Origin of the sequence: Cohnella baijiui, assembly GCF_020731285.1 — a bacterium.
GTDB lineage: Bacteria > Bacillota > Bacilli > Paenibacillales > Paenibacillaceae > Cohnella.
On record NZ_JAJFOW010000028.1, the window covers coordinates 47,247 to 67,738 of the forward strand.

General features: G+C 60.0%; 20 protein-coding genes and 2 tRNA genes. 16 read left to right on the plus strand and 6 right to left on the minus strand.

Going from position 1 to position 20,492, the window contains the following annotated elements; all coding sequences use genetic code 11:
• Positions 1-5: 5 nt before the first annotated feature.
• A complete protein-coding gene (locus tag LKX83_RS21880; RefSeq protein ID WP_227884900.1) occupies positions 6-1,781 on the plus strand; it encodes a sensor histidine kinase in 1,776 nt (591 codons plus the stop codon).
• Positions 1,782-1,906: 125 nt separating this feature from the next.
• Here LKX83_RS21880 and asnB read toward each other — a convergent pair whose 3' ends face one another.
• Positions 1,907-3,760 (minus strand): asparagine synthase (glutamine-hydrolyzing), encoded by a 1,854-nt coding sequence (gene asnB / locus LKX83_RS21885; RefSeq protein WP_227884902.1) that lies wholly within the window; start codon positions 3,758-3,760, stop codon positions 1,907-1,909.
• A 147-nt stretch (positions 3,761-3,907) separates the two neighbouring features.
• On the opposite strand from asnB, the gene LKX83_RS21890 reads away from it, so the two are divergent.
• The 3 genes from LKX83_RS21890 to LKX83_RS33995 are packed head-to-tail and all read left to right on the plus strand — an operon-like array spanning position 3,908 to position 4,728.
• On the plus strand, positions 3,908-4,234 hold the full coding sequence (locus tag LKX83_RS21890) for a hypothetical protein (protein WP_227884904.1): 327 nt from the start codon (positions 3,908-3,910) through the stop codon (positions 4,232-4,234).
• Positions 4,231-4,572, plus strand: a complete 342-nt coding sequence (locus LKX83_RS21895; protein WP_227884906.1) for a hypothetical protein — start codon at positions 4,231-4,233, stop codon at positions 4,570-4,572. The genes LKX83_RS21890 and LKX83_RS21895 overlap by 4 nt, the downstream gene beginning before the upstream one ends.
• A gap of 21 nt (positions 4,573-4,593) precedes the next feature.
• The gene (locus LKX83_RS33995) at positions 4,594-4,728 is read left to right on the plus strand and encodes a hypothetical protein (RefSeq protein WP_255654760.1); all 135 of its coding nucleotides are present in this window, start codon (positions 4,594-4,596) and stop codon (positions 4,726-4,728) included.
• A gap of 248 nt (positions 4,729-4,976) precedes the next feature.
• On the opposite strand, the gene LKX83_RS21900 is transcribed toward LKX83_RS33995, so the two are convergent.
• Positions 4,977-5,405, minus strand: coding sequence for an EamA family transporter (locus LKX83_RS21900; protein WP_227884907.1), 429 nt, complete (start codon positions 5,403-5,405; stop codon positions 4,977-4,979).
• 282 nt (positions 5,406-5,687) lie between these two features.
• Between LKX83_RS21900 and LKX83_RS21905 the strand changes: the two genes are divergently transcribed.
• Positions 5,688-6,329 (plus strand): zinc dependent phospholipase C family protein, encoded by a 642-nt coding sequence (locus LKX83_RS21905; RefSeq protein WP_227884910.1) that lies wholly within the window; start codon positions 5,688-5,690, stop codon positions 6,327-6,329.
• Positions 6,330-6,580: 251 nt separating this feature from the next.
• Here LKX83_RS21905 and LKX83_RS21910 read toward each other — a convergent pair whose 3' ends face one another.
• Entirely contained in the window at positions 6,581-6,997 is a 417-nt protein-coding gene (locus tag LKX83_RS21910; RefSeq protein ID WP_227884911.1) for a type II toxin-antitoxin system HicB family antitoxin, read from the minus strand.
• 369 nt (positions 6,998-7,366) lie between these two features.
• Here LKX83_RS21910 and LKX83_RS34735 point away from each other — a divergent pair, with 369 nt between their 5' ends.
• A complete protein-coding gene (locus LKX83_RS34735) occupies positions 7,367-7,483 on the plus strand; it encodes a hypothetical protein (protein WP_465249350.1) in 117 nt (38 codons plus the stop codon).
• A gap of 383 nt (positions 7,484-7,866) precedes the next feature.
• On the opposite strand, the gene LKX83_RS21915 is transcribed toward LKX83_RS34735, so the two are convergent.
• A tRNA-Arg gene (locus tag LKX83_RS21915) sits at positions 7,867-7,943 on the minus strand.
• Between the two features lie 63 nt (positions 7,944-8,006).
• A complete protein-coding gene (locus LKX83_RS21920; RefSeq protein WP_227884913.1) occupies positions 8,007-8,573 on the minus strand; it encodes a GNAT family N-acetyltransferase in 567 nt (188 codons plus the stop codon).
• A gap of 98 nt (positions 8,574-8,671) precedes the next feature.
• Between LKX83_RS21920 and LKX83_RS21925 the strand changes: the two genes are divergently transcribed.
• Positions 8,672-8,872 carry a hypothetical protein gene (locus LKX83_RS21925; RefSeq protein WP_227884916.1) on the plus strand — a complete coding sequence of 67 codons (201 nt, stop codon included), beginning with the start codon at positions 8,672-8,674 and terminating at the stop codon, positions 8,870-8,872.
• A gap of 66 nt (positions 8,873-8,938) precedes the next feature.
• Here LKX83_RS21925 and LKX83_RS21930 read toward each other — a convergent pair.
• A tRNA-Gly gene (locus LKX83_RS21930) sits at positions 8,939-9,012 on the minus strand.
• 145 nt (positions 9,013-9,157) lie between these two features.
• On the opposite strand from LKX83_RS21930, the gene LKX83_RS21935 reads away from it, so the two are divergent.
• From LKX83_RS21935 to lon, 9 genes are all read left to right on the plus strand, one after another.
• Positions 9,158-10,069 carry a HEAT repeat domain-containing protein gene (locus tag LKX83_RS21935; protein ID WP_227884918.1) on the plus strand — a complete coding sequence of 304 codons (912 nt, stop codon included), beginning with the start codon at positions 9,158-9,160 and terminating at the stop codon, positions 10,067-10,069.
• A 107-nt stretch (positions 10,070-10,176) separates the two neighbouring features.
• Positions 10,177-11,466: a trigger factor gene (gene tig, locus LKX83_RS21940; RefSeq protein WP_227884920.1), complete on the plus strand. Its 1,290-nt coding sequence runs from the start codon at positions 10,177-10,179 to the stop codon at positions 11,464-11,466.
• A 198-nt stretch (positions 11,467-11,664) separates the two neighbouring features.
• Entirely contained in the window at positions 11,665-12,255 is a 591-nt protein-coding gene (gene clpP, locus LKX83_RS21945) for an ATP-dependent Clp endopeptidase proteolytic subunit ClpP (protein ID WP_227884922.1), read from the plus strand.
• A gap of 11 nt (positions 12,256-12,266) precedes the next feature.
• The gene (clpX, locus tag LKX83_RS21950) at positions 12,267-13,523 is read left to right on the plus strand and encodes an ATP-dependent protease ATP-binding subunit ClpX (RefSeq protein ID WP_227884925.1); all 1,257 of its coding nucleotides are present in this window, start codon (positions 12,267-12,269) and stop codon (positions 13,521-13,523) included.
• Positions 13,524-13,691: 168 nt separating this feature from the next.
• A complete protein-coding gene (gene ispG, locus LKX83_RS21955) occupies positions 13,692-14,789 on the plus strand; it encodes a flavodoxin-dependent (E)-4-hydroxy-3-methylbut-2-enyl-diphosphate synthase (RefSeq protein WP_227884927.1) in 1,098 nt (365 codons plus the stop codon).
• Between the two features lie 10 nt (positions 14,790-14,799).
• Positions 14,800-15,372, plus strand: coding sequence for a PCYCGC domain-containing protein (locus LKX83_RS21960; protein WP_227884928.1), 573 nt, complete (start codon positions 14,800-14,802; stop codon positions 15,370-15,372).
• Between the two features lie 183 nt (positions 15,373-15,555).
• A complete protein-coding gene (locus LKX83_RS21965) occupies positions 15,556-15,918 on the plus strand; it encodes a four-helix bundle copper-binding protein (RefSeq protein WP_227884930.1) in 363 nt (120 codons plus the stop codon).
• Between the two features lie 132 nt (positions 15,919-16,050).
• Positions 16,051-17,835 carry an ATP-dependent protease LonB gene (gene lonB / locus LKX83_RS21970; RefSeq protein ID WP_227884932.1) on the plus strand — a complete coding sequence of 595 codons (1,785 nt, stop codon included), beginning with the start codon at positions 16,051-16,053 and terminating at the stop codon, positions 17,833-17,835.
• Between the two features lie 201 nt (positions 17,836-18,036).
• Complete coding sequence (lon, locus tag LKX83_RS21975) at positions 18,037-20,469, plus strand: endopeptidase La (RefSeq protein ID WP_227884934.1); 2,433 nt, start codon at positions 18,037-18,039, stop codon at positions 20,467-20,469.
• The last annotated feature ends 23 nt before the right edge of the window (positions 20,470-20,492 follow it).

Sequence of the window (20,492 nt, forward strand, 5' to 3'; positions counted from 1 at the left end):
TCGCGATGTCCCGCAAGCGCACTAAGCGAGGCTATCTGAGCTTCGGCTACAAGCTGATGCTGTCCTATGCCGTCCTGATCATGATCCCGGTGCTGCTCGTGGGCTACGTGGCGAACTCCGTCTTCGTCGAGTCGATTCGCGACAAGACGCGGACGAACATCCAGGGCACTCTGCAACAGATGAGGGACAATATCGCCTACCGTATGGAGGATACGCAGCGCATTTCCGACATGCTCTACTACGACGACTCGCTGGCCGCCCACTTGCGGCATTTCGAGGCGGGATGGGTGAACTACGAGGCGACCAAAAAATACTTGGTGCCCAAGTTCCGCACCGCGCTCGGAGCAACGAACCGCCGGATGTGGATGTCGTTTTATCTGCACAACGAGCTGCTGCCGGAAATCTACAAAAACTACGGCGACGCGGACCCGATCGCGCTCCGCGATCAGCAGTACGACTGGTACCATATCAAACGCATCGCGGACAAAGATTGGTACCGCGACTTTCCCGAGGAGCAGTACGGCAAGACGATGCAGTGGAAGCAGATTGAGGACGACTACCGCTACAGCCGCATCTCGCTGCTGCGGCGGATTATCGAGCTCGGCCCCCGCGATGTGAAGGAAATCGGATTTTTGCGCATCAGCGTGCCGCTTGCGGATCTGTTCGAGAGCGTCGACTACCAGAAGATCGGCACCGGGGCGACGATCTTCATCGCCGACAACCGGGGGCGCGTCGTCACGTCCTCGGGCTCGCTGCCGCCGGCCATCGGAGAGACGTGGCAGGCGCAGCCTGCCGGACGCCAGCTCGCGATCGAGCAGACGCTCCCGAGTCTCGGCTGGACGCTTCGCGCGGTCATCCCGGCGAACCTGACCGAGCGAGACTCGCGCAAAATCCAGCTGCTGACCGCCTTGATCTGCGCGGCGTGCCTCCTTGTCTTTTCGGCGGCGGGTTTGTTCATCTCCCGTTTCTTTTCCAAGCGCGTGACGAAAATCGTAACCGTGCTCGACTCGTTCCAAAGCGGGGAGTTCCACAAGCGAATCCACTTCAAAGGAAACGACGAGTTCACCCGGATCTCCCAAGCGCTGAACGAAATGGGCCAGAACACGGGGCGGCTCATTCGCGAGGTTTATTTGAAGGATTTGCAGAAGAAGGAAGCGGAGCTCGCCTCGCTGCAGGCGCAGATCAACCCGCATTTCCTTTATAATACGTTATCGTCCATCAGCCGGCTGGCCAAATTCGGCGAGGTGGACAAGCTGCACCGGATGGTGCTCGATCTGGCGAAATTTTACCGGCTGTCGCTGAGCGACGGGAAAAACATCATCCCCGCCTACCGCGAACTGGAGCAGGTCAAAGCCTATATCGACATCCAGAAAACGAAATACGGCGAGCGGATGGACGTGCTCTACGACATCGATCCGTCCGTCGCCGGCTACCTCATGCTGAAGCTGACGATCCAACCCTTCGTCGAGAACGCGCTCGAGCACGCCTGGTGCGGCGACCGCATCCACTTGCGCATCGCGGCCAAGCTCGAGGACGGCTGCATCGTCATTCAGGTCATCGACGACGGCGTCGGCTTCCTCCCGGCGCGGATTCAGGAAATATTCGGCGGCGCGGACGTCGATCAAGCCGGCTATGGCATCCGCAACGTCGACCAGCGGATCAAGCTCCACTTCGGCAAGGCTTACGGGGTGACGATCGCCAGCCGCCCGGGCATCGGCGCGGCCGTGCGCATCGTCTTCCCGGCGATCCGCCGGACGGACCACCGCGAGCTTTCCGCCTAAGGCGCGTTGTTGCCGTTCGCCGTTCTTTTCGCCGAACTTGCACAACCGAAAGAGCCGCTCCCCATGAGGGGGAAGCGGCTTTTCGGCGCATCTCGATCATCCTGCCACTCGCATCGAACGGTCGATCAGACGAGCTGCACCCGGTAGTGCCGCAGCCAGAAGTCGACCTGCAGCAAGTAGGCAAACAGCTGCGGACCGGACATCAGCTGTCCGAACCAGGGCAAATTCGTATTCGCGTCCACGGACGAGGCGATCTCCCGGACACGGCGGACGTCGAGGAGCGGCTGAAGGGGCGACGACTGATCGTCCAGCCGCTCCAGCAGACGGTCGCGGACGGCGGACAGGTAATTCGGGTTGTGCGTCTTCGGATACGGGCTTTTTTTGCGGTAAAGCACGTCGTGCGGCAGAACCCCTTCGAGGGAGCGGCGGAGAATGCCCTTTTCCCGGTCTCCGGCCATCTTCAGCGCCCACGGGATGTTCCATACGTATTCGACGAGGCGGTGATCGCAGTACGGCACCCGGACTTCGAGACCGGCCGCCATGCTCATTCGGTCTTTGCGGTCGAGCAGCGTCGGCATGAAACGGGTGATGTTGAGGTACGACATCCGCCGCATGCGCTGCCGCTCGGGCGTCTCGCCCGGAAGGCCAGGCACCTCTTCGACAGCCTGAGCGTAACGGTCGCCGAGATACTCCTTCGGCCGGAGGAGCGAAAGCAGCTCCGGGGACAGGATGCTCTCCCGCAAATCGGCGGACAGTGACCAGGGAAACGTCTCCGCCTCCAGCGCCTCCTTCCGGTGGAACCACGGATAGCCGCCGAATATTTCGTCTGCCGCTTCGCCGGAAATCGCCACGGTTGCGCCCTTTTTGATCTCGCGGCAGAACAGGTAGAGGGAGGCGTCGATGTCCGCCATCCCGGGATAGTCCTTGGCCAGCACCGCCGTTTCCAGCGCGTTCACGAGCTCGGGCGTGTCGAACTGGATCTCGTGGTGCTCGGTGGACAGGTGGTCGACCATCCGGCGGATCCACGGGGCGTCCGCGTTCGGCTGGAACGCATGCGCCTGGAAATGCTTGTCGTTGTCGACGTAGTCAACGGAATAGGTATGGACCGTGCCCTGCCCGGTCCGGTTGTAGTAAGCGACGGCGAGCGCCGTCAGCGCGCTGGAGTCCAGACCGCCCGACAACAGCGTGCAGACCGGCACATCGGAGGCAAGCTGCCGTTCCAGCGTATCCTGGAGCAGCGCTCCGACCCGTTCTGCCGTCTCGGCCTCCTCTTCTTCGTGCGGGGCGGCTTCGAGCTGCCAGTAGGCCGAGATCCGCATGCCGTCGCGGTCGTAGAAAAGCGTGTGGCCGGGCTTCAGCTCCGACATGCCGCGCCACACGCCATGTCCGGGCGTCCGCGCGGGGCCGAGCACGAACAGTTCCGCCAGCCCTTCGCCGTCGATCTCCGGCTGTACGTCCGGATGCGCCAAGATGGCCTTCGGTTCGGAGCCGAACAGCAGCCTCCCCTCTTCCCGCCGGTAAAAAAGCGGCTTGACGCCCAGCCGGTCGCGCGCCATGAACAGCCGCTCCTCCTCGGTATTCCAGACGGCGAAGGCGAAGATGCCGTTGAACTTTTCCACGCAAGCCGGACCCCATTCGACATAGGCCTGCAGCAGCACTTCCGTATCGCAAGTCGTGCGGAACGCATATCCCAGCGATTCGAGCTCCCGCTTCAGCTCCGGCGCGTTGTAAAGCTCGCCGTTGTAGACGACGACGCAATCCTGGTCTTCCGCGCGCTTGGTCGGCCGAACCATCGGCTGCGCGCCGTTCGCGGGGTCCATGACCGACAGCCGCCGATGGCCGAACGCGCAATGGCGCGACAGCCAAGTGCCGGAGGCATCCGGCCCCCGCAGCTCCATCGTCTCCGTCATCCGCTCCAGCACGTCCGCCTGCTGTGTCAAATCCGCTTTCCAATCGATCCAGCCAATAATTCCGCACATGGAAGAAACTACCTCCCCTAGGTTTCGCGATAGCCGTCTATGACGGGGTAGGGACCGCTCAACTGATGGTTATGCGAAAAAAGGCATAAAATGTCTGTCCGCGTGGAGAAAATAGAGGAGATTCGATCAGGGAAGGGGCGAACATCCATGGACGACCGCAAGACGTATTACGTAGCCGTTGGCGCGGGGCAAATCCTCGAAGATCCGACGGTCTCGCCGTTCGAATTCGCCATTCGGGCGAACGTCGAAGAGTTGAACAAACTGCAGGAGCAGTTCGAAGATTTGTCGAGCGCGGACGAAACGGCCGCGTTCCGCCATACGGGCTGGAAATCGGTGGACGAAGAAGACATGCTGGGGGACTACGACGAGCGGATGAGAGGACTCTATCACACGCTTTACGAGCTGGGCACGGACGAGACCCGGCGCCATATCGAGTCGTCGGGACTGCTGGACGAGGATTCGGAGAAGCGATGATCGGCGTTCGACATGCGGCGTTCCGCCGGGTGCTGGAACGGGGAGACCAGCGCTATGCCGAGGTGGAGGTGCACACCGATCTTCCGCGGAATCCGGAGCTGCTCGCTTACTTCCGCAAAGAGGGCGGGGGTCAGTTCCAACTGATCCGGGTCATCGCGAACGACGCCGACCACGAGCTGGACTGGTTCGACAATCATCTCCACTCGGCCTCTCAGGACGTCACCTCACAGTTGTTCGCCGGACCGAGCCACGGCGGCGCGGACGACCGCCACGCATTCGGCCGGCGGGTGCTGGCTTACGGCGGTCTCGCGGATGAGTTGGCGCGCCAACTGGCCTAGAGGGAGGAGGTGGATTCGGTTATGGCAGGCAAACGCAAGAAGAACAAAGGCAACAGCTACGCGGAGCAGGGCGAGGCGTTCGCGGAGGCCGTCATCAAGCATCGCGACGAGCAGCATCCGGCGCAGAACAGCCCGGCGACGCCGCACAACCGATAACGCGGCCGGGTTGAAGCCGTGAAGGTTCATGCCATAGAAAAGCGCTATGGAAGCCGCTTTCCGGAGATCTTGTCACGAGACTCTGGAAGCGGCTTCCACTATGATATAAAATGGGAATAGGGCGCGTGGTCGCCTACTTTGTCTGAATGGGTCGGGCTATGCGTCCTCGTAGAAGATGAGGCCTAAGGGGCAATCGTTTGAGGCGCTGGACCGGTTTATTGCAAAAGTGCAACTAATCGGCTGCTTCCTTATTTGAGGGCGGTCAGGATGACGCCGACGGTGATCAACGCGACGCCGATGCCGTTCCAGAGCGTAATCTTCTCTCCCAAGAACGCGATCGCCAGCACGACGGCGATGACGACGCTCAGCTTGTCGACCGGGCCGACCTGCGAGACCTTTCCGTATTTAAGCGCGAGAAAGTAAAACATCCAGGACAGCGCGCCTGCGACGCCGCTTAGGGCGATGAATGCCAACGCCCGTTTGTGCGACCAGATCTCGCCGAACTGGCTCCACTTTCCCTGGATGACGACGACGCCAACCATGAATATCGCCATGATGATCGATCGGGCGGCCGTCGCCGCGTTGGCGTCGATTTCCTTCAGCCCGATTTTGCCCAAGATCGCGACGAGCGCGGCCGCGGCGGCCGACAACAACGCGTAAATCAGCCAAACACCCATGCTCTGAACTCCTTTCTGGCGGGGATCGGAATATCTAGGCGTTCATCTATGTAACCGTGAATTAGACCGGACAGCAGCCGCTTCAAGGTCAGGACGAACGAGATCATGAAGATCCTCCCGCGGCGTAAAGAAATGTGGGCGCAGTATGTAGGGTTCCGCACGCGAAGCCATTATAACACATCAAAGTTGAGGCGTCGGAGAGAGGGATTGTTGGGAGTCCGCAAGAGCCTTTAACGCAGGCGCGGCAATAATTCAAAGGAGCTGGGAAAGGGGAGGGGTTTAATGGGATCGAGGATCATGCACTTGATCATCGCCAACCGAATCGCCGAGAGGCTGCCATTCGAAAATCGAACATCCTTTTTGCTGGGGAGTGTGGCCCCCGATGCCGTTCTCATCAAAAACGAATCGCATTTCTTTAAAGGCGAAGTACGGGATTTTTCGCGAAGCGTCGATTATAAAGGCTTTCTGCACAAATACGGCGACCATGCGGCGAATCCGTTCATTTTAGGGTATTTTACGCATTTGATCGCCGACGACATCTGGCTGAAAGGCTTTAATCTGTCCTGGCTGAGAAACCGAATGGAAGCGGATCCGGAATGGCACCCGCGATACCACCATGATTTTCGCTTGCTGAACGGAAAGCTGCTGGAGCATTACGGCTTGAAGGATACGTTGCGGAGAGCGTTCGAAGCCCTTCCATCCGTCATGGATCTGGAAGAGGTGAAGTCCAAAGAGGTCGAAGCGCTCGTTCCGCATGTGTTGGGGGACATGGCATACGATAAGGAAATGCTGAGCGAAAAGCTTCGTGTTTTTACATTCGATCAGATCTTGGGATATATCGAAACATCCGTTGAAGTCAGCTTGATCCATCTCAAGCAGGCGGCCGTTCTGTATCCTTTGCCTGTCGACGCTGGCCACGGTTAGGGGCGCCAAGCCTCAGTAAGAAGGATCATATGGAGCCCGAGACCAATAGTCTCCCCGGTGTTTGCCGATTTTCAAAAATAACTATCGGGAATTTCGATTGCGAATTCGTTCGCTTTTTTACGACAGGAAAGGAGCAATCTGAACACAATCCTAATTGCCCGTTAAACCCTTCCAAGATAACGAGCCGCCACAATTTTCCGTATTCGTCGCAACGTTCTTCACCCTTCACGACCTTCACGGATTAGCCCCTCTTACCCCTGGTGCCTTGAAATGCCTAGCGCTTCCTTGATCGCGTTTTGTAGAAGCAAGGAGTAGTTGACGCCCGCCTCATCCCCGGCATCCCGCAGCCATTTCGGGAGCGTGCAATTCTTAGTGACGGCCTTGTTCGCGGCATCGTCCCGGTACGGCGGCATATAAACTTCAATAAACACGATTCGATCGCTTGGGCCTTCTAACTTAATGCTCTCCGGAGTCGATGGCTTCGGCAATGGCTGGCCGCTCTCTTCCAGCTCACGAGCACGAAAGGCAAGCATGAGCTTTGCTTCAGTAATCGCTTTTGTCAGGTCATCATGTAGGATAGCCGTTCCTGGAAAGTCGGGGAAATACAGGCCGTACCCGCCAACCTCTCCACGTTCAACGACAACCGGGTAGATGTAATAATTCTCCATGCAGCTCACGCTCCCTTTTTGGTCGGACAGATGGGAAAACAACCAGGTTTAGAAGGTAACCGGAAATCCATTTGATGGTTTGAGTGTTCCCTTGGGAATCATTTGCTCGGAGCGGTGGACTGCGATGTCGGCGTATCGGTTGGGCTCGCTTTTCTGTATGTATCGTCTATGGCTGGTTCCGTTCCCATGATGCGCCGATTCGATGAACCCCGCTTTCCGAAGCGCTTTTAGAGCTTCGCAAGCCGTGACTTGTTTCCCCACTTTTTGTCCTTTTTTCCACCTATATTTTAACACGCATAAAAATGCGCGTCAAAAGTTTTCCGAAATAAGCTTGAAATAGGTACAGGTGAACGACCTTTTTCCGATCAGATCAACCGGGACTATCGGGCGCTGCGCAAGGAGCTCAAGGCACGCCAGATCAAGCTCAACGAGGAATACCAGGAGGACATTGTCATCTATACCTGTTACGTCTGCCGGGGCTACTAGGACCGGTTGGGAGTCGTTCGGGAGAGCTCGGGCGGAGATTAGCGTCCGTATGGGACAGGGATTTATGGGTATTCTTTGGAATACACGGCAGCCAAATTAGGAATGACAGGGATAGATCTTGAAAACTCGAGAATAATCAAGCTGTTATTTTGCCGTCAACTGCTTTGAGGATTGCGAAGCTTTATCGGGCAGGGGGCGACGATATTCATTTCTTTTAGAGGAACATGAGTAGAAGTGTAAAAATGTGTAAAAAATCGAGATTCTGTCGTCAAGTACCCATATCTCAATGCCTGAAAAAATCAAAATAAAAACCCCGGAAGCCTTGTACATCAAGGAATCCGGGGTTTTGGCATGTATTTATAATTTCTTCATTCGTAAGGAAGTGGCGTCCCGGAAGGGATTCGAACCCCTGACCGACGGCTTAGAAGGCCGTTGCTCTATCCAGCTGAGCTACCGGGACACAGCTTGATTATCTTACCACAGAGACAGCCTTTTGCTCAAGTGGAAAAAAGGAAATGGGCACTCAACGCAGGTTCTTGACCATATGACGGAAAAGATGCCCGTTGATTCGGATCTGCTTGACTTCCGTATAGCCGAGCTTGCTGTAGAGGGCATGGGCTTTCGCCTTGTCCACGTCCACGTTCAGGGAGATTTTGCGCCAGCCTTCCCGTCGCGCCCAATCTTCAGCTTCCGCGAGGAGCGCCTTGGCATAACCGCGCCCTTCGTACGCGGGAAACACGGCAAGCGCGTCGATGTAGAATTCGTCATCGTCCGCTTCGTCATCCATCGCCAGGTCATCGCGCCCCTGGCGCCGGCGCAGCTCATCCAGCACGGGCCGGTACAGCGCCTGCGCGCTCGCTCCGTCGTAGCAAAGGATCATGCCGGCGGCCGCGCCGTCTTCCCCCTCGAACAGCCGGTAACGGTCCGCGCTGAAACGGTTGCCTTCCGTCAAGTAATAACGCTCGAGCCGGTTCAGGATTGCGTTCTCCTCTGTCTCGCCGGTGAGCTGGCAGGCGATGTCCTGAATGGCGAGCAGCACGAGCTGGGCGACGGCACGGCTGTCGGACGGGCGAGCCAGACGTAAAGACATGATGGGACCTCCTTATATGACACAGACATCCAAAAGTTGGACGGGAACGGACGTTCCTGATATAATGGGAACAAACGTTCTATCCGGAGGGATGCACGATGAATATCGAACGTTACGTCGGCCGAAGCGCGGAGATCGTCTACCGGGAGAGCAAGGGCGGGCTGACGGTGAAGCGGGTGTCCGTCTATGCGGTCCGGGACGGCAAAGTGCGGGTACTCGACTGGAACCGCAGAGCTTTCGGAACGCTGCGCGCGAATCGGATCGTGGCGGCGATCCCGGTCATCGGTCGGGTCTCCTGACATTAGCTTGTCCGCCAAAGCCAACAAAAAAAGCCCGAAGCGCGTCGGGCTCGTGCTTTGCGACGTTGGAGCGGGTGAAGGGAATCGAACCCTCGCCTCAAGCTTGGGAAGCTGGCGTTCTACCATTGAACTACACCCGCACGATACATAGCAAAATGTATCATAGCACAGAGAACCCTGCAGATCAACAAAGCCGACCTGCTTTTTCCTTTTTCCTGCGCGTTCATGATATAATGCGGGTGAATCGGCAGCCGATGCCGGTCGGAGAAGGAAGGGGTTCGATTCGTGGCCGACTCCACCAAGGATAATTTGGTCTTGTTCCCCAAGACCTTGGATTACTATCAGATTCAATTGACCCGCATGCTGGAGACGGAACGATACGGCGACGCGAAGGGCTTGCTCGGCTTCTTGCTGCAGTGCGGCGGCGAGGCCGAACGTCACCATACCGAATGGCAGGCGCTGCTGGGCTGGCTGGAGGCGGCATTTCCCGATGCGCCGGCTTCCGGCGCGCCCGGCGAACCGCCCGGGGACGAACCGGAGGAGGACGCCGAGGACGAGCTTCGGCAGCGCGTTCTGGGCCGGTCCGGCCAGGACGCGGAGTACGTCCCGCGGCTCCTCGCCACGCTGTTTAACGTGGAGGATCCCGAGCAGCAGCTGGTCGCGCTGGGACAGCTCGCCCACGTCAACCATCCTGACGTCGAGGACGCGCTCCGCCGTTGGCTGGGGGAGCGGGAGCGCCACCCGCTCGTGCAGTTCCGCGTCCTTCAGCAGCTTCGCCAGCAGGGGGCGACCGGTTCGGTCGGCATGTGGCGCGACGGCGAGCTGCTGCAGCTCGAAATCGAGGCGACGCCGCTGCAGTTCGAGGACTACCCTCAGTCCGTCCAGGACGTGCTCGACCGCGTGCGCCAGACAGCCGAGGTGTCCGATCCGACGCTCGCCTATTTCGCCGAGGAAATGTGGAAAGAATGCGTCCAGACCGCTTACGGCACGCCCGTCTTCAGACGGATGATGGAGGAGGACGACGGCGCGGCGGACGTCTGGGCGGCGGCGCTCCATCAATTCCTGTACGAGAAACTGCACGGCCAGTCGATCGACGAATGGGTGCGCGAGCAGTACGGCATCACCGGCGAGCTGCGTTTCCGATACGAACAGTCGCTCCGCTGGCTGCGCCAATATGCCGGCGAAGGGCGCCCCTGAAGGGGCGTCGCGCCTTGAATTCGCGCGCAAGGTTGTTTATAATAGAGTGGTTTATGTAAATCGGCCGCGTTTGGGCGGCAAGTTGTCCTCGGAGGGGAAAGCATATTATGAAAGCAAATTGGGAAAAGATAGAGAAGAACGTCGGCGTGTTAGAGGTGGAGATCGACGAGGCGCAAGTCACGGAAGCGCTTGACAAAGCCTTCAAAAAAGTGGTCCAAAAAGTAAACGTGCCGGGCTTCCGCAAAGGCAAAGTGCCGCGCCGCATTTTCGAAGCGCGCTTCGGCGTTGAAAGCCTGTACCAAGACGCGATCGACATTCTGCTCCCGGGCGCATACAGCGAGGCCGTCGACCAAGCGGGCATCACGCCGGTTGACCGTCCCGAGGTCGACGTCGAGCAGTTCGCGCAGGGACAATCGTTCAAGTTCAAAGCCAAAGTCACCGTCAAGCCGGAAGTCACGCTGGGCGAGTACAAAGGCATCGAAGCGCCGGCGGGCGACCTGGAAGTTTCCGAAGAGGAAGTCTCCAATGAACTGGAGCGCCTGCAAAACCGCCACGCCGAGCTGGTCGTTGTCGACGAAGGTCCGGCCCAGCAGGGCGACACGACCGTGATCGACTTCGAAGGCTTCCTCGACGGCGTGCCGTTCGAAGGCGGCAAGGGCGAGCGTTATTCCCTCGAACTGGGCTCCGGTTCGTTCATTCCTGGCTTCGAAGAGCAGGTCGTCGGCCTGAACATCGCCGAGGAGAAGGACATCAACGTCACGTTCCCGGAGAACTACCAAGCCGAGAACCTCGCGGGCAAAGCGGTTGTCTTCAAGGTGAAGCTGCATGAAATCAAGCGCAAAAGCCTGCCGGAGCTCGACGACGAGTTCGCGAAGGACGTCAGCGAATTCGACACCTTCGAAGAGTACAAGCAGGACCTGATCGCCAAGCTCAAGGAGCGCAAGGAGAAGGACGCCGAAGCCGCGCGCGAGAACGCGGTCATCGACAAAGCCTCCGAATCCGCAGAAGTCGAGATCCCGGAAGCGATGATCGAATCCGAGATCGAAAACATGCTGAAGGACTTCGAAAGCCGTCTCCGCATGCAAGGCATGACCCTCGACCTGTACTACCAATTCAGCGGCCAAGACGAAGCTGCGCTGAAGGCTCAGATGCGCGTCGACGCCGAGAAGCGCGTCCGCAACAACCTGGTCCTCGAAGCGATCGCCGAAGCCGAGAAGCTCGAAGTTTCCGACGCCGATCTGGACGAGGAGCTTGAGAACCTGTCCAAGATGTACAACCGTCCGGCCGAAGAGCTGCGCACGATTTTCACTTCGAACGGCTACATTGACACGCTGAATGCCGACCTGAAGGTTCGCAAAGCCGTCAAGTTCATCGTCGCCGAGAGCAAAACCGCCTAAGGCGCGAAGGCGCTCCGCAAGACGCCGATCCGCTTGGCAATACCCACATACCGACAAGGCACGTGTCCACCGCGTGCCTTCTTTTTACCCCTACATATCCGCACTGGCAGACCGCAGGCCCGTCAACATGACATTCGTAAGGCAACGTGTTAGAATATTACCGATATCGAGTCCACTTTAGAAAAGAGGTTGGCACAAATGAACTTAGTTCCTATCGTCGTTGAACAGACGAACCGCGGAGAACGTTCTTACGACATCTACTCCAGGCTGCTCAAAGACCGAATCATTTTTTTAGGCAGCGCGATTGACGACGATGTCGCCAATCTCATCATGGCTCAATTGCTTTTCCTGGCGGCGGAAGACCCCGAGAAGGATATCCACCTCTACATCAACTCCCCAGGCGGTTCGGTCACGGCCGGCATGGGTATTTACGATACGATGCAGTTCATCAAGCCTGACGTGAGCACGATCTGCGTAGGCATGGCTGCCAGCATGGGCTCGCTCCTGCTGACGGCCGGCGCTCCTGGCAAGCGGTTCGCCCTGCCGAACAGCGAGATCATGATTCACCAACCGCTTGGCGGCGTGAGAGGGCAGGCATCGGACATCAAGATCCATGCGGACTGGATTCTCAAAACGAAAGAGAAACTGAACCGTATCTATGTGGAGCGCACCGGGCAACCTTACGAGAAGATCGAACGCGACACCGACCGCGACAACTTCATGAGCGCGGACGAAGCGCAGGCGTACGGACTGATCGATAAGGTGATCACCTCGCCGACCAATGTTTAAGGAGGGTTTCCATGTTCAAATTCAACGACGAGAAGGGCCAGCTGAAGTGCTCGTTCTGCGGCAAGTCGCAGGACCAAGTGCGCAAGCTGGTCGCCGGACCCGGCGTCTATATATGCGATGAGTGCATCGAGCTGTGCACGGAGATCGTCGAGGAGGAGCTCGGCCACGAGGAAGAGCTCGATCTGAAAGACATTCCGAAGCCGATCGAAATCCGCAACATTCTCGACCAGTACGTCATCGGCCAGGAGCAAGCGAAAAAATCGCTCTCCGTCGCTGTCTACAACCATTACAAGCGGATCAACTCGCAGAGCAAGATCGAAGACGTCGAGCTGCAAAAGAGCAACATCATGCTCGTCGGTCCGACGGGCTCCGGTAAAACGCTGCTCGCGCAGACGATGGCGAAGATTCTGAACGTCCCGTTCGCGATCGCGGACGCGACGTCGCTGACGGAAGCCGGCTATGTCGGCGAGGACGTCGAGAATATTCTGCTCAAGCTGATCCAGGCGGCCGACTACGACGTGGAGAAAGCCGAGCGCGGCATTATCTACATCGACGAAATCGATAAAGTCGCGCGCAAGTCGGAGAATCCGTCCATCACCCGCGACGTTTCCGGCGAAGGCGTGCAGCAGGCGCTGCTGAAAATCCTCGAAGGCACGGTCGCTTCCGTTCCTCCGCAAGGCGGTCGCAAGCACCCGCATCAGGAGTTCATCCAGATCGATACGACGAACATCCTGTTCCTTTGCGGCGGCGCGTTCGACGGTCTCGAGCAGATCATCAAACGCCGCATCGGCAAAAAGGTCATTGGTTTCAGCGCGGCTCTCGAAGGCCAAAAGGAGCTGAAGCCGGGCGAATATCTGTCGCTCGTTCAACCGGAAGACCTGCTGAAGTTCGGGCTCATCCCCGAATTCGTAGGTCGTCTGCCGGTCATCTCTTCGCTCGAGCCGCTCGACGAAGCCGCGCTCGTCCGGATTTTGTCCGAACCGAAGAACGCGCTCGTGAAGCAGTACCAAAAGCTGCTCGAGATGGATAACGTGAAGCTCGAATTTGAGCCCGGCGCGCTGGAGGAGATCGCCCGCGAAGCGATCAAGCGCAACACGGGCGCGCGCGGCCTTCGCGCCATCATCGAGGGCATCATGCTCGAGGTGATGTACGAAGTGCCGTCCCGCGACGACGTGACGAGCTGCGTCATTACGGAGAAGGTCGTACGCGAGAAGATCGCGCCCGAGCTCACGACGAAGAAGGGCAAGAAAAAAGAAGAAAGCGCGTAAGCGCGCGGCTTTTGTGCCGGCGGAGGCGAAACACGATGCCACCGCCGGCGGCATCCGGCAGCCGCGACTTCACCGCTTTCGAAGTCTGCCGGGTTCCACCCCTAGCCGCGGTTTCTTGAACCGTGCCTGCGGGGTGGACTTTGGCGTATACGGGGAGAATGGGGAACTATGTATTTACGAACCGACACCGTACCGGTCAAGGTAGGCAATCTAACCATCGGCGGCAACAATCAGGTCATTCTGCAGAGCATGTGCACGACGAAGACGGCCGACGTCGAAGCGACCGTCGCCGAGATCAAGCGCCTCGAAGAGGCGGGCTGTCAGCTCGTACGCGTTACGGTTAACAACAAGGAAGCGGCTGACGCGATCAAGGAGATCAAGAAGCAAATCACCATCCCCCTGGTTGCCGACATCCACTTCGACTACCGTCTCGCCCTGCTCGCCATCGAGAACGGCATCGACAAGGTCCGCATCAATCCGGGCAACATCGGCCGCCGCGAGAAGGTCGAAGCGGTCGTCAAAGCGTGCAAGGAAAAGGGCATCCCGATCCGGATCGGCGTGAACGCAGGCTCGCTTGAGAATCACTTGCTCGAAAAATACGGCTATCCGACGCCCGAAGCGATGGTGGAAAGCGCGTTGTTCCATATCGGCATTTTGGAGGAGCTCGATTTTCACGACATTATCGTCTCTCTTAAAGCTTCCGACGTGCCGATGGCCATCGCCGCCTACACCAAAGCAGCAGAAGTCATCAAATACCCGCTCCATCTGGGCATCACCGAGGCTGGCACGCTTTTCTCCGGCACGGTCAAGAGCGCCGCGGGCCTCGGCGTCCTTCTAAACGCCGGCATCGGCAACACGATGCGCATCTCCCTCAGCGCCGACCCGGTCGAGGAGATCAAGGTGGCGCGCGAGCTGCTCAAGACGTTCGGCCTCATCACCGACGCGCCGACGCTTGTGTCCTGCCCGACCTGCGGCCGTCTGGACATCGACCTGTTCGCCGTGGCGAACGAGGTGGAGGAATACTTGTCGAAGCTCAAGGTGCCGATCAAGGTGTCGGTGCTGGGCTGCGCCGTCAACGGACCCGGCGAAGCCCGCGAAGCGGACATCGGTATTGCCGGGGCGCGCGGCGAAGGCATGCTGTTCCGCTACGGCGAAATGATTCGCAAAGTGCCGGAAGCGGATCTGGTGAACGAGCTCAAGCGCGAGATCGACAACATCGTTTCCGTCTACAACGAAACGGGGGTCATCCCCGGACGCAAGCACTAGGAGGCGGACGATGACACACACGCGCAACGACGGCGGCCCGAGCCGCCGATTCCGGCTGCGAACGACGGTATTCTGGGCGCTGGCGGCATGTGCGCTGCTGTTCGCCCTCGCCGCCTGCGGCAAGCAGAACGGAAACGAAGGCCAAGCTTCCTCGCCTCCGGCTTCTGCCTCCGAGGAAGGCGGCCGCCATCATACGACGCCGAACGGCGATCTCCAAGTGGAGACGGCTTCGCTCGATGTCATGCCGGACTTTCTGGATGGCACGGCCGAACAGGTCAAGCTGGCCTACGCCGCCGCCGCCAAGATCCGCGACACGCTGCAGTACATTCCGTGCTATTGCGGCTGCGGCGAGATCGCCGGACACAAGGACAACCTTGACTGCTTCATCGCGGCCGTCCGCGAGGACGGCACGGTCGTCTGGGACGATCACGGCACCGGCTGCGGCGTGTGCCAGCTGATCGCGCTGCAATCGGCCCAGATGAAGGCGCAGGGACGCTCCGACATGGAAATCCGGAAGTATATCGACGCGACGTACGCCGAAGGGTACGCGAATCCGACGGATACGCCGCTGCCGCAAGCGTAATAACGGCATTCCCGCTTAGAAAGAGTCAGGCAGACGATAGCGCTGCTTGGCTCTCTTTTGTTTCCGCGAACCTTGTGCGCCGAACACGGGTGTCTCAGAGCATGCTCGTCCGGGTAAAAGGGAAGACAGCTTGTGACGCGGACGCCGTGCGCCATGGGCTGCCCAACCAGGAGGTGCTGACACATGACGGGAAGCGAAATGCAAATCTGCATCGACGAATGCATCCGCTGCATGCAGGCTTGCAACGCCTGCTACGAGGCGTGTCTCCGAGAAGAAGACTTGGCGATGATGAGAGATTGCATCCGGCTGGACCGGGAGTGCGCCGACATCTGCGGCTTCACGGCTCAGGCAATCGCGCAGGGGAGCGCCTACTATGCCGAGCTGTGCCTGATCTGCGCCGAAGCGTGCGAGTCTTGCGGCGCAGCCTGCGCCGCTCACAAGATGGATCACTGCCGGCGCTGTGCGGAGGCTTGCTTCGCCTGTGCGCGGACATGCATGGCGCTCGTGGAGAGCGTCTCCGAAGAGGCGAACGCGCCTTCGGTCTGAAGAGAACTTCGCCGGCCGCCAGCCGGTCATGACTATATCCCCCCGCATTCGGGCAATACTACCAAGTATGAGCCCGGTTACCGGATATTTGGCGCGCCTGCGCGCGTCCAAGGCAGGGGGAGGATGAAAACAATGACCTTGAGCACAATCCTGATGCTCGTTCAAGTGTTTTTCGCCGTCGTGATCGGCGTCTATTTCTGGAATTTGCTCCGCAATCAAAAATCGAATCGGACGGCTGTCGACCGCGAATCGCGCAAGGAGATGGACAAGCTGCGCAAGCTTCGCTCCATCTCGCTGACCAAGCCGTTGTCGGAGAAAACCCGTCCCGCCAGCATGACCGACATCGTTGGCCAGAAGGAAGGGCTGCGGGCGCTGAAGGCGGCGCTGTGCAGCAGCAATCCGCAGCACGTCATCGTCTACGGCCCGCCGGGCGTCGGCAAGACGGCAGCCGCTCGCGTCGTGCTGGAGGAGGCGAAGAAAAATCCGGTGTCCCCGTTCCGCCTGGAAGCGAAGTTCACCGAGATCGACGCTACGACGGCGCGGTTCGACGAGCGGGGCATCGCGGACCCGCTGATCGGCTCTGTGCACGATCCGATCTACCAAGGGGCGGGCGCCATGGGCGTGGCCGGCATCCCGCAGCCCAAGCCGGGCGCGGTAACGAAGGCGCACGGCGGCATTCTGTTCATCGACGAAATCGGCGAGCTGCATCCGATCCAGATGAACAAGCTGCTGAAGGTGCTCGAAGACCGCAAGGTGTATCTCGAGAGCGCCTACTACCATGCGGAAGACCCGAACATCCCGCTGTATATTCACGATATTTTCCAGAACGGGCTGCCCGCGGACTTCCGCCTCGTCGGCGCGACGACGCGTTCGCCGAACGAGCTCCCGCCCGCGCTGCGCAGCCGGTGCATGGAGATCTATTTCCGCCCGCTGCTGCCCGACGAGATCGGCCGGATCGCGGAGAACGCGATCGCCAAGATCGGCTTCCCGCCGCAGCCGGAGGCGGTCGAAGTCGTCAAGCATTACGCCACGAACGGCCGCGAAGCGGTTAACGTCATCCAGCTGGCGGCGGGGCTCGCCCTGTCCGAGAACCGGGACCGCCTCAGCGCATCCGATATCGAATGGGTCGTCAACAGCAGCCAGCTGCCGCCCCGTCCGGACCGCAAGGTGCCGGCGGAACCGCAGGTCGGCTTCGTCAACGGGCTGGCCGTGTTCGGCCCGAGCATGGGGGCGCTTCTCGAGATCGAGGTGACGGCGACGCCCGTTCAGCCGGGCAAAGGCGTGTACACGATCACCGGCGTCGTGGAGGAAGAGGAGATCGGGGGCGGCCAGCGCACCCTGCGCCGCAAGAGCATGGCGAAGGGATCGGTCGAGAACGTCCTCACCGTTCTGCGCCGCTGCGGTCTCCATCCCGAGAACTTCGACCTGCACATCAACTTCCCGGGCGGCACGCCGGTCGACGGCCCGTCCGCGGGCATCGCAATGGCGGTCGCGATCGCCTCGGCGATGCGCAACGAGCCGGTCGACAACAAGCTGGCCATGACCGGCGAAGTGAGCATCCACGGCCGCGTGAAGCCTGTGGGAGGCGTCATTGCGAAGGTGGAGGCCGCGTTCCAGTCTGGCGCGGAGCAGGTGCTCATCCCGAAAGAAAACTGGCAGGCGATCTTCGAAGGGCTCGAAGGGGTGAAGGTCATTCCGGTCGAAACGATGGCCGACGTTTTCCTGCACGTCTTCGGCGAATCGACGCTGACCGTTCCGGCGGACGTGGAGACGGCCGATCGTCCGATCCCGGCGGAATCGTACGCCGCAGCCCCGTCGGTATCGATCCTGCACGCGGGATCGACCGACGCCGCCCGCTCCCCGCGCCGCGGGGAAGGGCATTCGCAGCCCGGCCCAAGCGCGCTGGGCGAAGCTTGAAGCCCGGCACGATCCGACGCCGTCCTTCGGGGCGGCGTTTGTCATGTCCGGCGCCGCCGGCGGGGGGATCATGAGCGTATTTTTGCGACGGGCTTGAAGTTTTGATACAATGACGGAAGTATTCGGAATACAATAGGGAATCCCAACCATTCCGAGTAAGACCTACAAATTCTCGTTCGCGCTTGAGGAGGTGCCGTCCATATGGGTTCGAGCAAGACGAAAAGTCGTTCTCTGCCTCTCTTGCCCCTGCGAGGGCTGCTCGTCTACCCCAGCATGGTTCTACATCTGGACGTAGGCCGGGAGAAATCGATCAAAGCGCTTGAACAGTGCATGATTGACGATCATATGATCCTGCTCTGCTCCCAATCCGAGATCAACATCGAAGAGCCGACGCAGGACGACATTTATCGCGTAGGGACGATCGCCAAGGTCCGGCAGATGCTGAAGCTGCCGAACGGCACGATCCGGGTGCTGGTCGAAGGCGTTACCCGCGCGGAGATCGAACAATATTTGCCGAACGAAGGCTTCTACGAGGTCGTCGCCCGTGAGCTCCCGGAGGAGCTGGACGGAGACTCGGAGACGGGAGCGCTCATGCGCGCCGTGCTGAGCCAGTTCGAACATTATATCAACCTGTCCAAAAAGGTGACCCCGGAGACGCTCGCCGCCGTGTCCGACATCGATGAGCCCGGGCGCCTGGCGGACGTCATCACGAGCCATCTGTCGCTCAAGATCAAGGACAAACAGGAGATTCTCGAGACCGTGGACGTGCGCGCCCGCCTCGAGAAGCTGCTCGACTTTCTGAACAACGAGCGCGAAGTGCTGGAGCTCGAGCGCAAGATCAGCCAGCGCGTCAAAAAACAGATGGAGAAGACGCAAAAGGAATACTACCTGCGCGAGCAGATGAAGGCGATCCAGAAGGAACTCGGCGAGAAGGAAGGCCGCGCCGGCGAGGTCGAGGAGCTGCGCAACCAGCTTGAGGAGGCCAAGCTCCCGGAGAAGATCGCCGCCAAGGTGGAAAAGGAGATCGACCGACTGGAGAAGATGCCGGCTTCGTCCGCGGAGGGCGCGGTTATCCGCACCTACGTCGAGTGGCTGCTGGCGCTGCCATGGACCAAGGTCACCGAAGATCATCTCGACCTGGCGAAGGCGGAGCACATTCTCGAGGAGGAGCATTTCGGCCTCGACAAGCCGAAGGAGCGCGTGCTTGAGTATCTCGCCGTTCAACAGCTGGTCAAGAAGCTGAAAGGCCCGATCCTCTGTCTCGTCGGCCCTCCTGGCGTCGGCAAGACGTCGCTCGGCCGTTCGATCGCGACGTCGCTCGGCCGCGAGTTCGTGCGCATCTCGCTCGGCGGGGTGCGGGACGAAGCGGAAATCCGGGGACACCGCCGCACGTACGTCGGCGCGATGCCGGGCCGGATCATCCAGGGCATGCGGACCGCGGGCACGCAGAATCCCGTCTTCCTGCTTGACGAGATCGACAAGATGGCGAGCGACTTCCGCGGCGACCCGTCGTCGGCGATGCTCGAGGTGCTCGACCCCGAGCAGAACGGCACGTTCAGCGATCACTACATCGAGATGCCGTTCGACTTGTCCAACGTCATGTTCATCACGACGGCGAACGTCGTGCACCAAATTCCGCGCCCGCTGCTGGACCGGATGGAAGTACTCCAGATTCCCGGCTATACGGAGCTGGAAAAGCAGCAAATCGCCCTGCGCCACCTGCTGCCGAAGCAGAAACGCGATCACGGGCTGACCGACGACCAGCTCGAAATCGAGCCGGACGTGATGCTGCAGCTCATCCGCGGCTATACGCGCGAGTCGGGCGTCCGCAAACTGGAGCAGCAAGTCGCGGCGATCAGCCGCAAGACGGCGAAGCTGATCGTGGCCGATCCGTCCGCCGCGCCGGTGAAGGTGGATGCCGCTCGGCTGAAGGAATTCCTCGGCCCGGCCAAGTTCCGCTACGGCATGGCGGAGCAGGAAGACCAGGTCGGCACAGTCACCGGACTCGCCTGGACCGAGGTCGGCGGCGAAACGCTCGTCATCGAGGTGACGATCATGCCGGGCACGGGCAAGCTTACGCTAACCGGCCAACTGGGCGACGTCATGAAGGAGTCCGCCCAGGCCGCCTTCAGCTATACGCGCAGCCGGTCCAAGGCGCTTGGCATCGATCCGCAGTTCCATGAGAAGAACGATATCCACATCCACATCCCTGAGGGCGCCATTCCGAAGGACGGACCGTCGGCCGGCATCACGATCGCCACGGCGCTCGTCTCCGCCCTGACGGGCAGCCGCGTGAACCGCGAGGTTGCGATGACCGGGGAGATCACGCTCCGCGGACGCGTCCTGCCGATCGGGGGGCTGAAGGAAAAATCGCTCGCCGCTCTCCGCGCAGGCATCAAAAAGGTGCTCCTGCCGAAGGACAACGAGCGCGACCTGCGGGACATTCCCGACAGCGTCCTCAAGGAGTTGACGTTCGTCCCCGTCGCGCATATGGACGAAGTGCTGGAGCACGCCCTGTCCGATCCGCTGCCGTCGGTGCCGGACGAGGAAGGCCCGATCGTGGCCGGTTCGGCCGCCATCGCCACCCCGGGGGAGGGCGAGGCCGAGGATACCCCGCCGCTCGGCACGCACTAAGCGACCGGATCGCAACGACAGGA

What these genes read in the sequence shown, in the direction of transcription:
- LKX83_RS21880 (WP_227884900.1), top strand. Translation starts at nt 6, where the DNA reads ATGTCCCGCAAGCGCACTAAGCGAGGCTATCTGAGCTTCGGCTACAAG.
- asnB (WP_227884902.1), bottom strand. Translation starts at nt 3,760, where the DNA reads ATGTGCGGAATTATTGGCTGGATCGATTGGAAAGCGGATTTGACACAG.
- LKX83_RS21890 (WP_227884904.1), top strand. Translation starts at nt 3,908, where the DNA reads ATGGACGACCGCAAGACGTATTACGTAGCCGTTGGCGCGGGGCAAATC.
- LKX83_RS21895 (WP_227884906.1), top strand. Translation starts at nt 4,231, where the DNA reads ATGATCGGCGTTCGACATGCGGCGTTCCGCCGGGTGCTGGAACGGGGA.
- LKX83_RS33995 (WP_255654760.1), top strand. Translation starts at nt 4,594, where the DNA reads ATGGCAGGCAAACGCAAGAAGAACAAAGGCAACAGCTACGCGGAGCAG.
- LKX83_RS21900 (WP_227884907.1), bottom strand. Translation starts at nt 5,405, where the DNA reads ATGGGTGTTTGGCTGATTTACGCGTTGTTGTCGGCCGCCGCGGCCGCG.
- LKX83_RS21905 (WP_227884910.1), top strand. Translation starts at nt 5,688, where the DNA reads ATGGGATCGAGGATCATGCACTTGATCATCGCCAACCGAATCGCCGAG.
- LKX83_RS21910 (WP_227884911.1), bottom strand. Translation starts at nt 6,997, where the DNA reads ATGGAGAATTATTACATCTACCCGGTTGTCGTTGAACGTGGAGAGGTT.
- LKX83_RS21920 (WP_227884913.1), bottom strand. Translation starts at nt 8,573, where the DNA reads ATGTCTTTACGTCTGGCTCGCCCGTCCGACAGCCGTGCCGTCGCCCAG.
- LKX83_RS21925 (WP_227884916.1), top strand. Translation starts at nt 8,672, where the DNA reads ATGAATATCGAACGTTACGTCGGCCGAAGCGCGGAGATCGTCTACCGG.
- tig (WP_227884920.1), top strand. Translation starts at nt 10,177, where the DNA reads ATGAAAGCAAATTGGGAAAAGATAGAGAAGAACGTCGGCGTGTTAGAG.
- clpP (WP_227884922.1), top strand. Translation starts at nt 11,665, where the DNA reads ATGAACTTAGTTCCTATCGTCGTTGAACAGACGAACCGCGGAGAACGT.
- clpX (WP_227884925.1), top strand. Translation starts at nt 12,267, where the DNA reads ATGTTCAAATTCAACGACGAGAAGGGCCAGCTGAAGTGCTCGTTCTGC.
- ispG (WP_227884927.1), top strand. Translation starts at nt 13,692, where the DNA reads ATGTATTTACGAACCGACACCGTACCGGTCAAGGTAGGCAATCTAACC.
- LKX83_RS21960 (WP_227884928.1), top strand. Translation starts at nt 14,800, where the DNA reads ATGACACACACGCGCAACGACGGCGGCCCGAGCCGCCGATTCCGGCTG.
- LKX83_RS21965 (WP_227884930.1), top strand. Translation starts at nt 15,556, where the DNA reads ATGACGGGAAGCGAAATGCAAATCTGCATCGACGAATGCATCCGCTGC.
- lonB (WP_227884932.1), top strand. Translation starts at nt 16,051, where the DNA reads ATGACCTTGAGCACAATCCTGATGCTCGTTCAAGTGTTTTTCGCCGTC.
- lon (WP_227884934.1), top strand. Translation starts at nt 18,037, where the DNA reads ATGGGTTCGAGCAAGACGAAAAGTCGTTCTCTGCCTCTCTTGCCCCTG.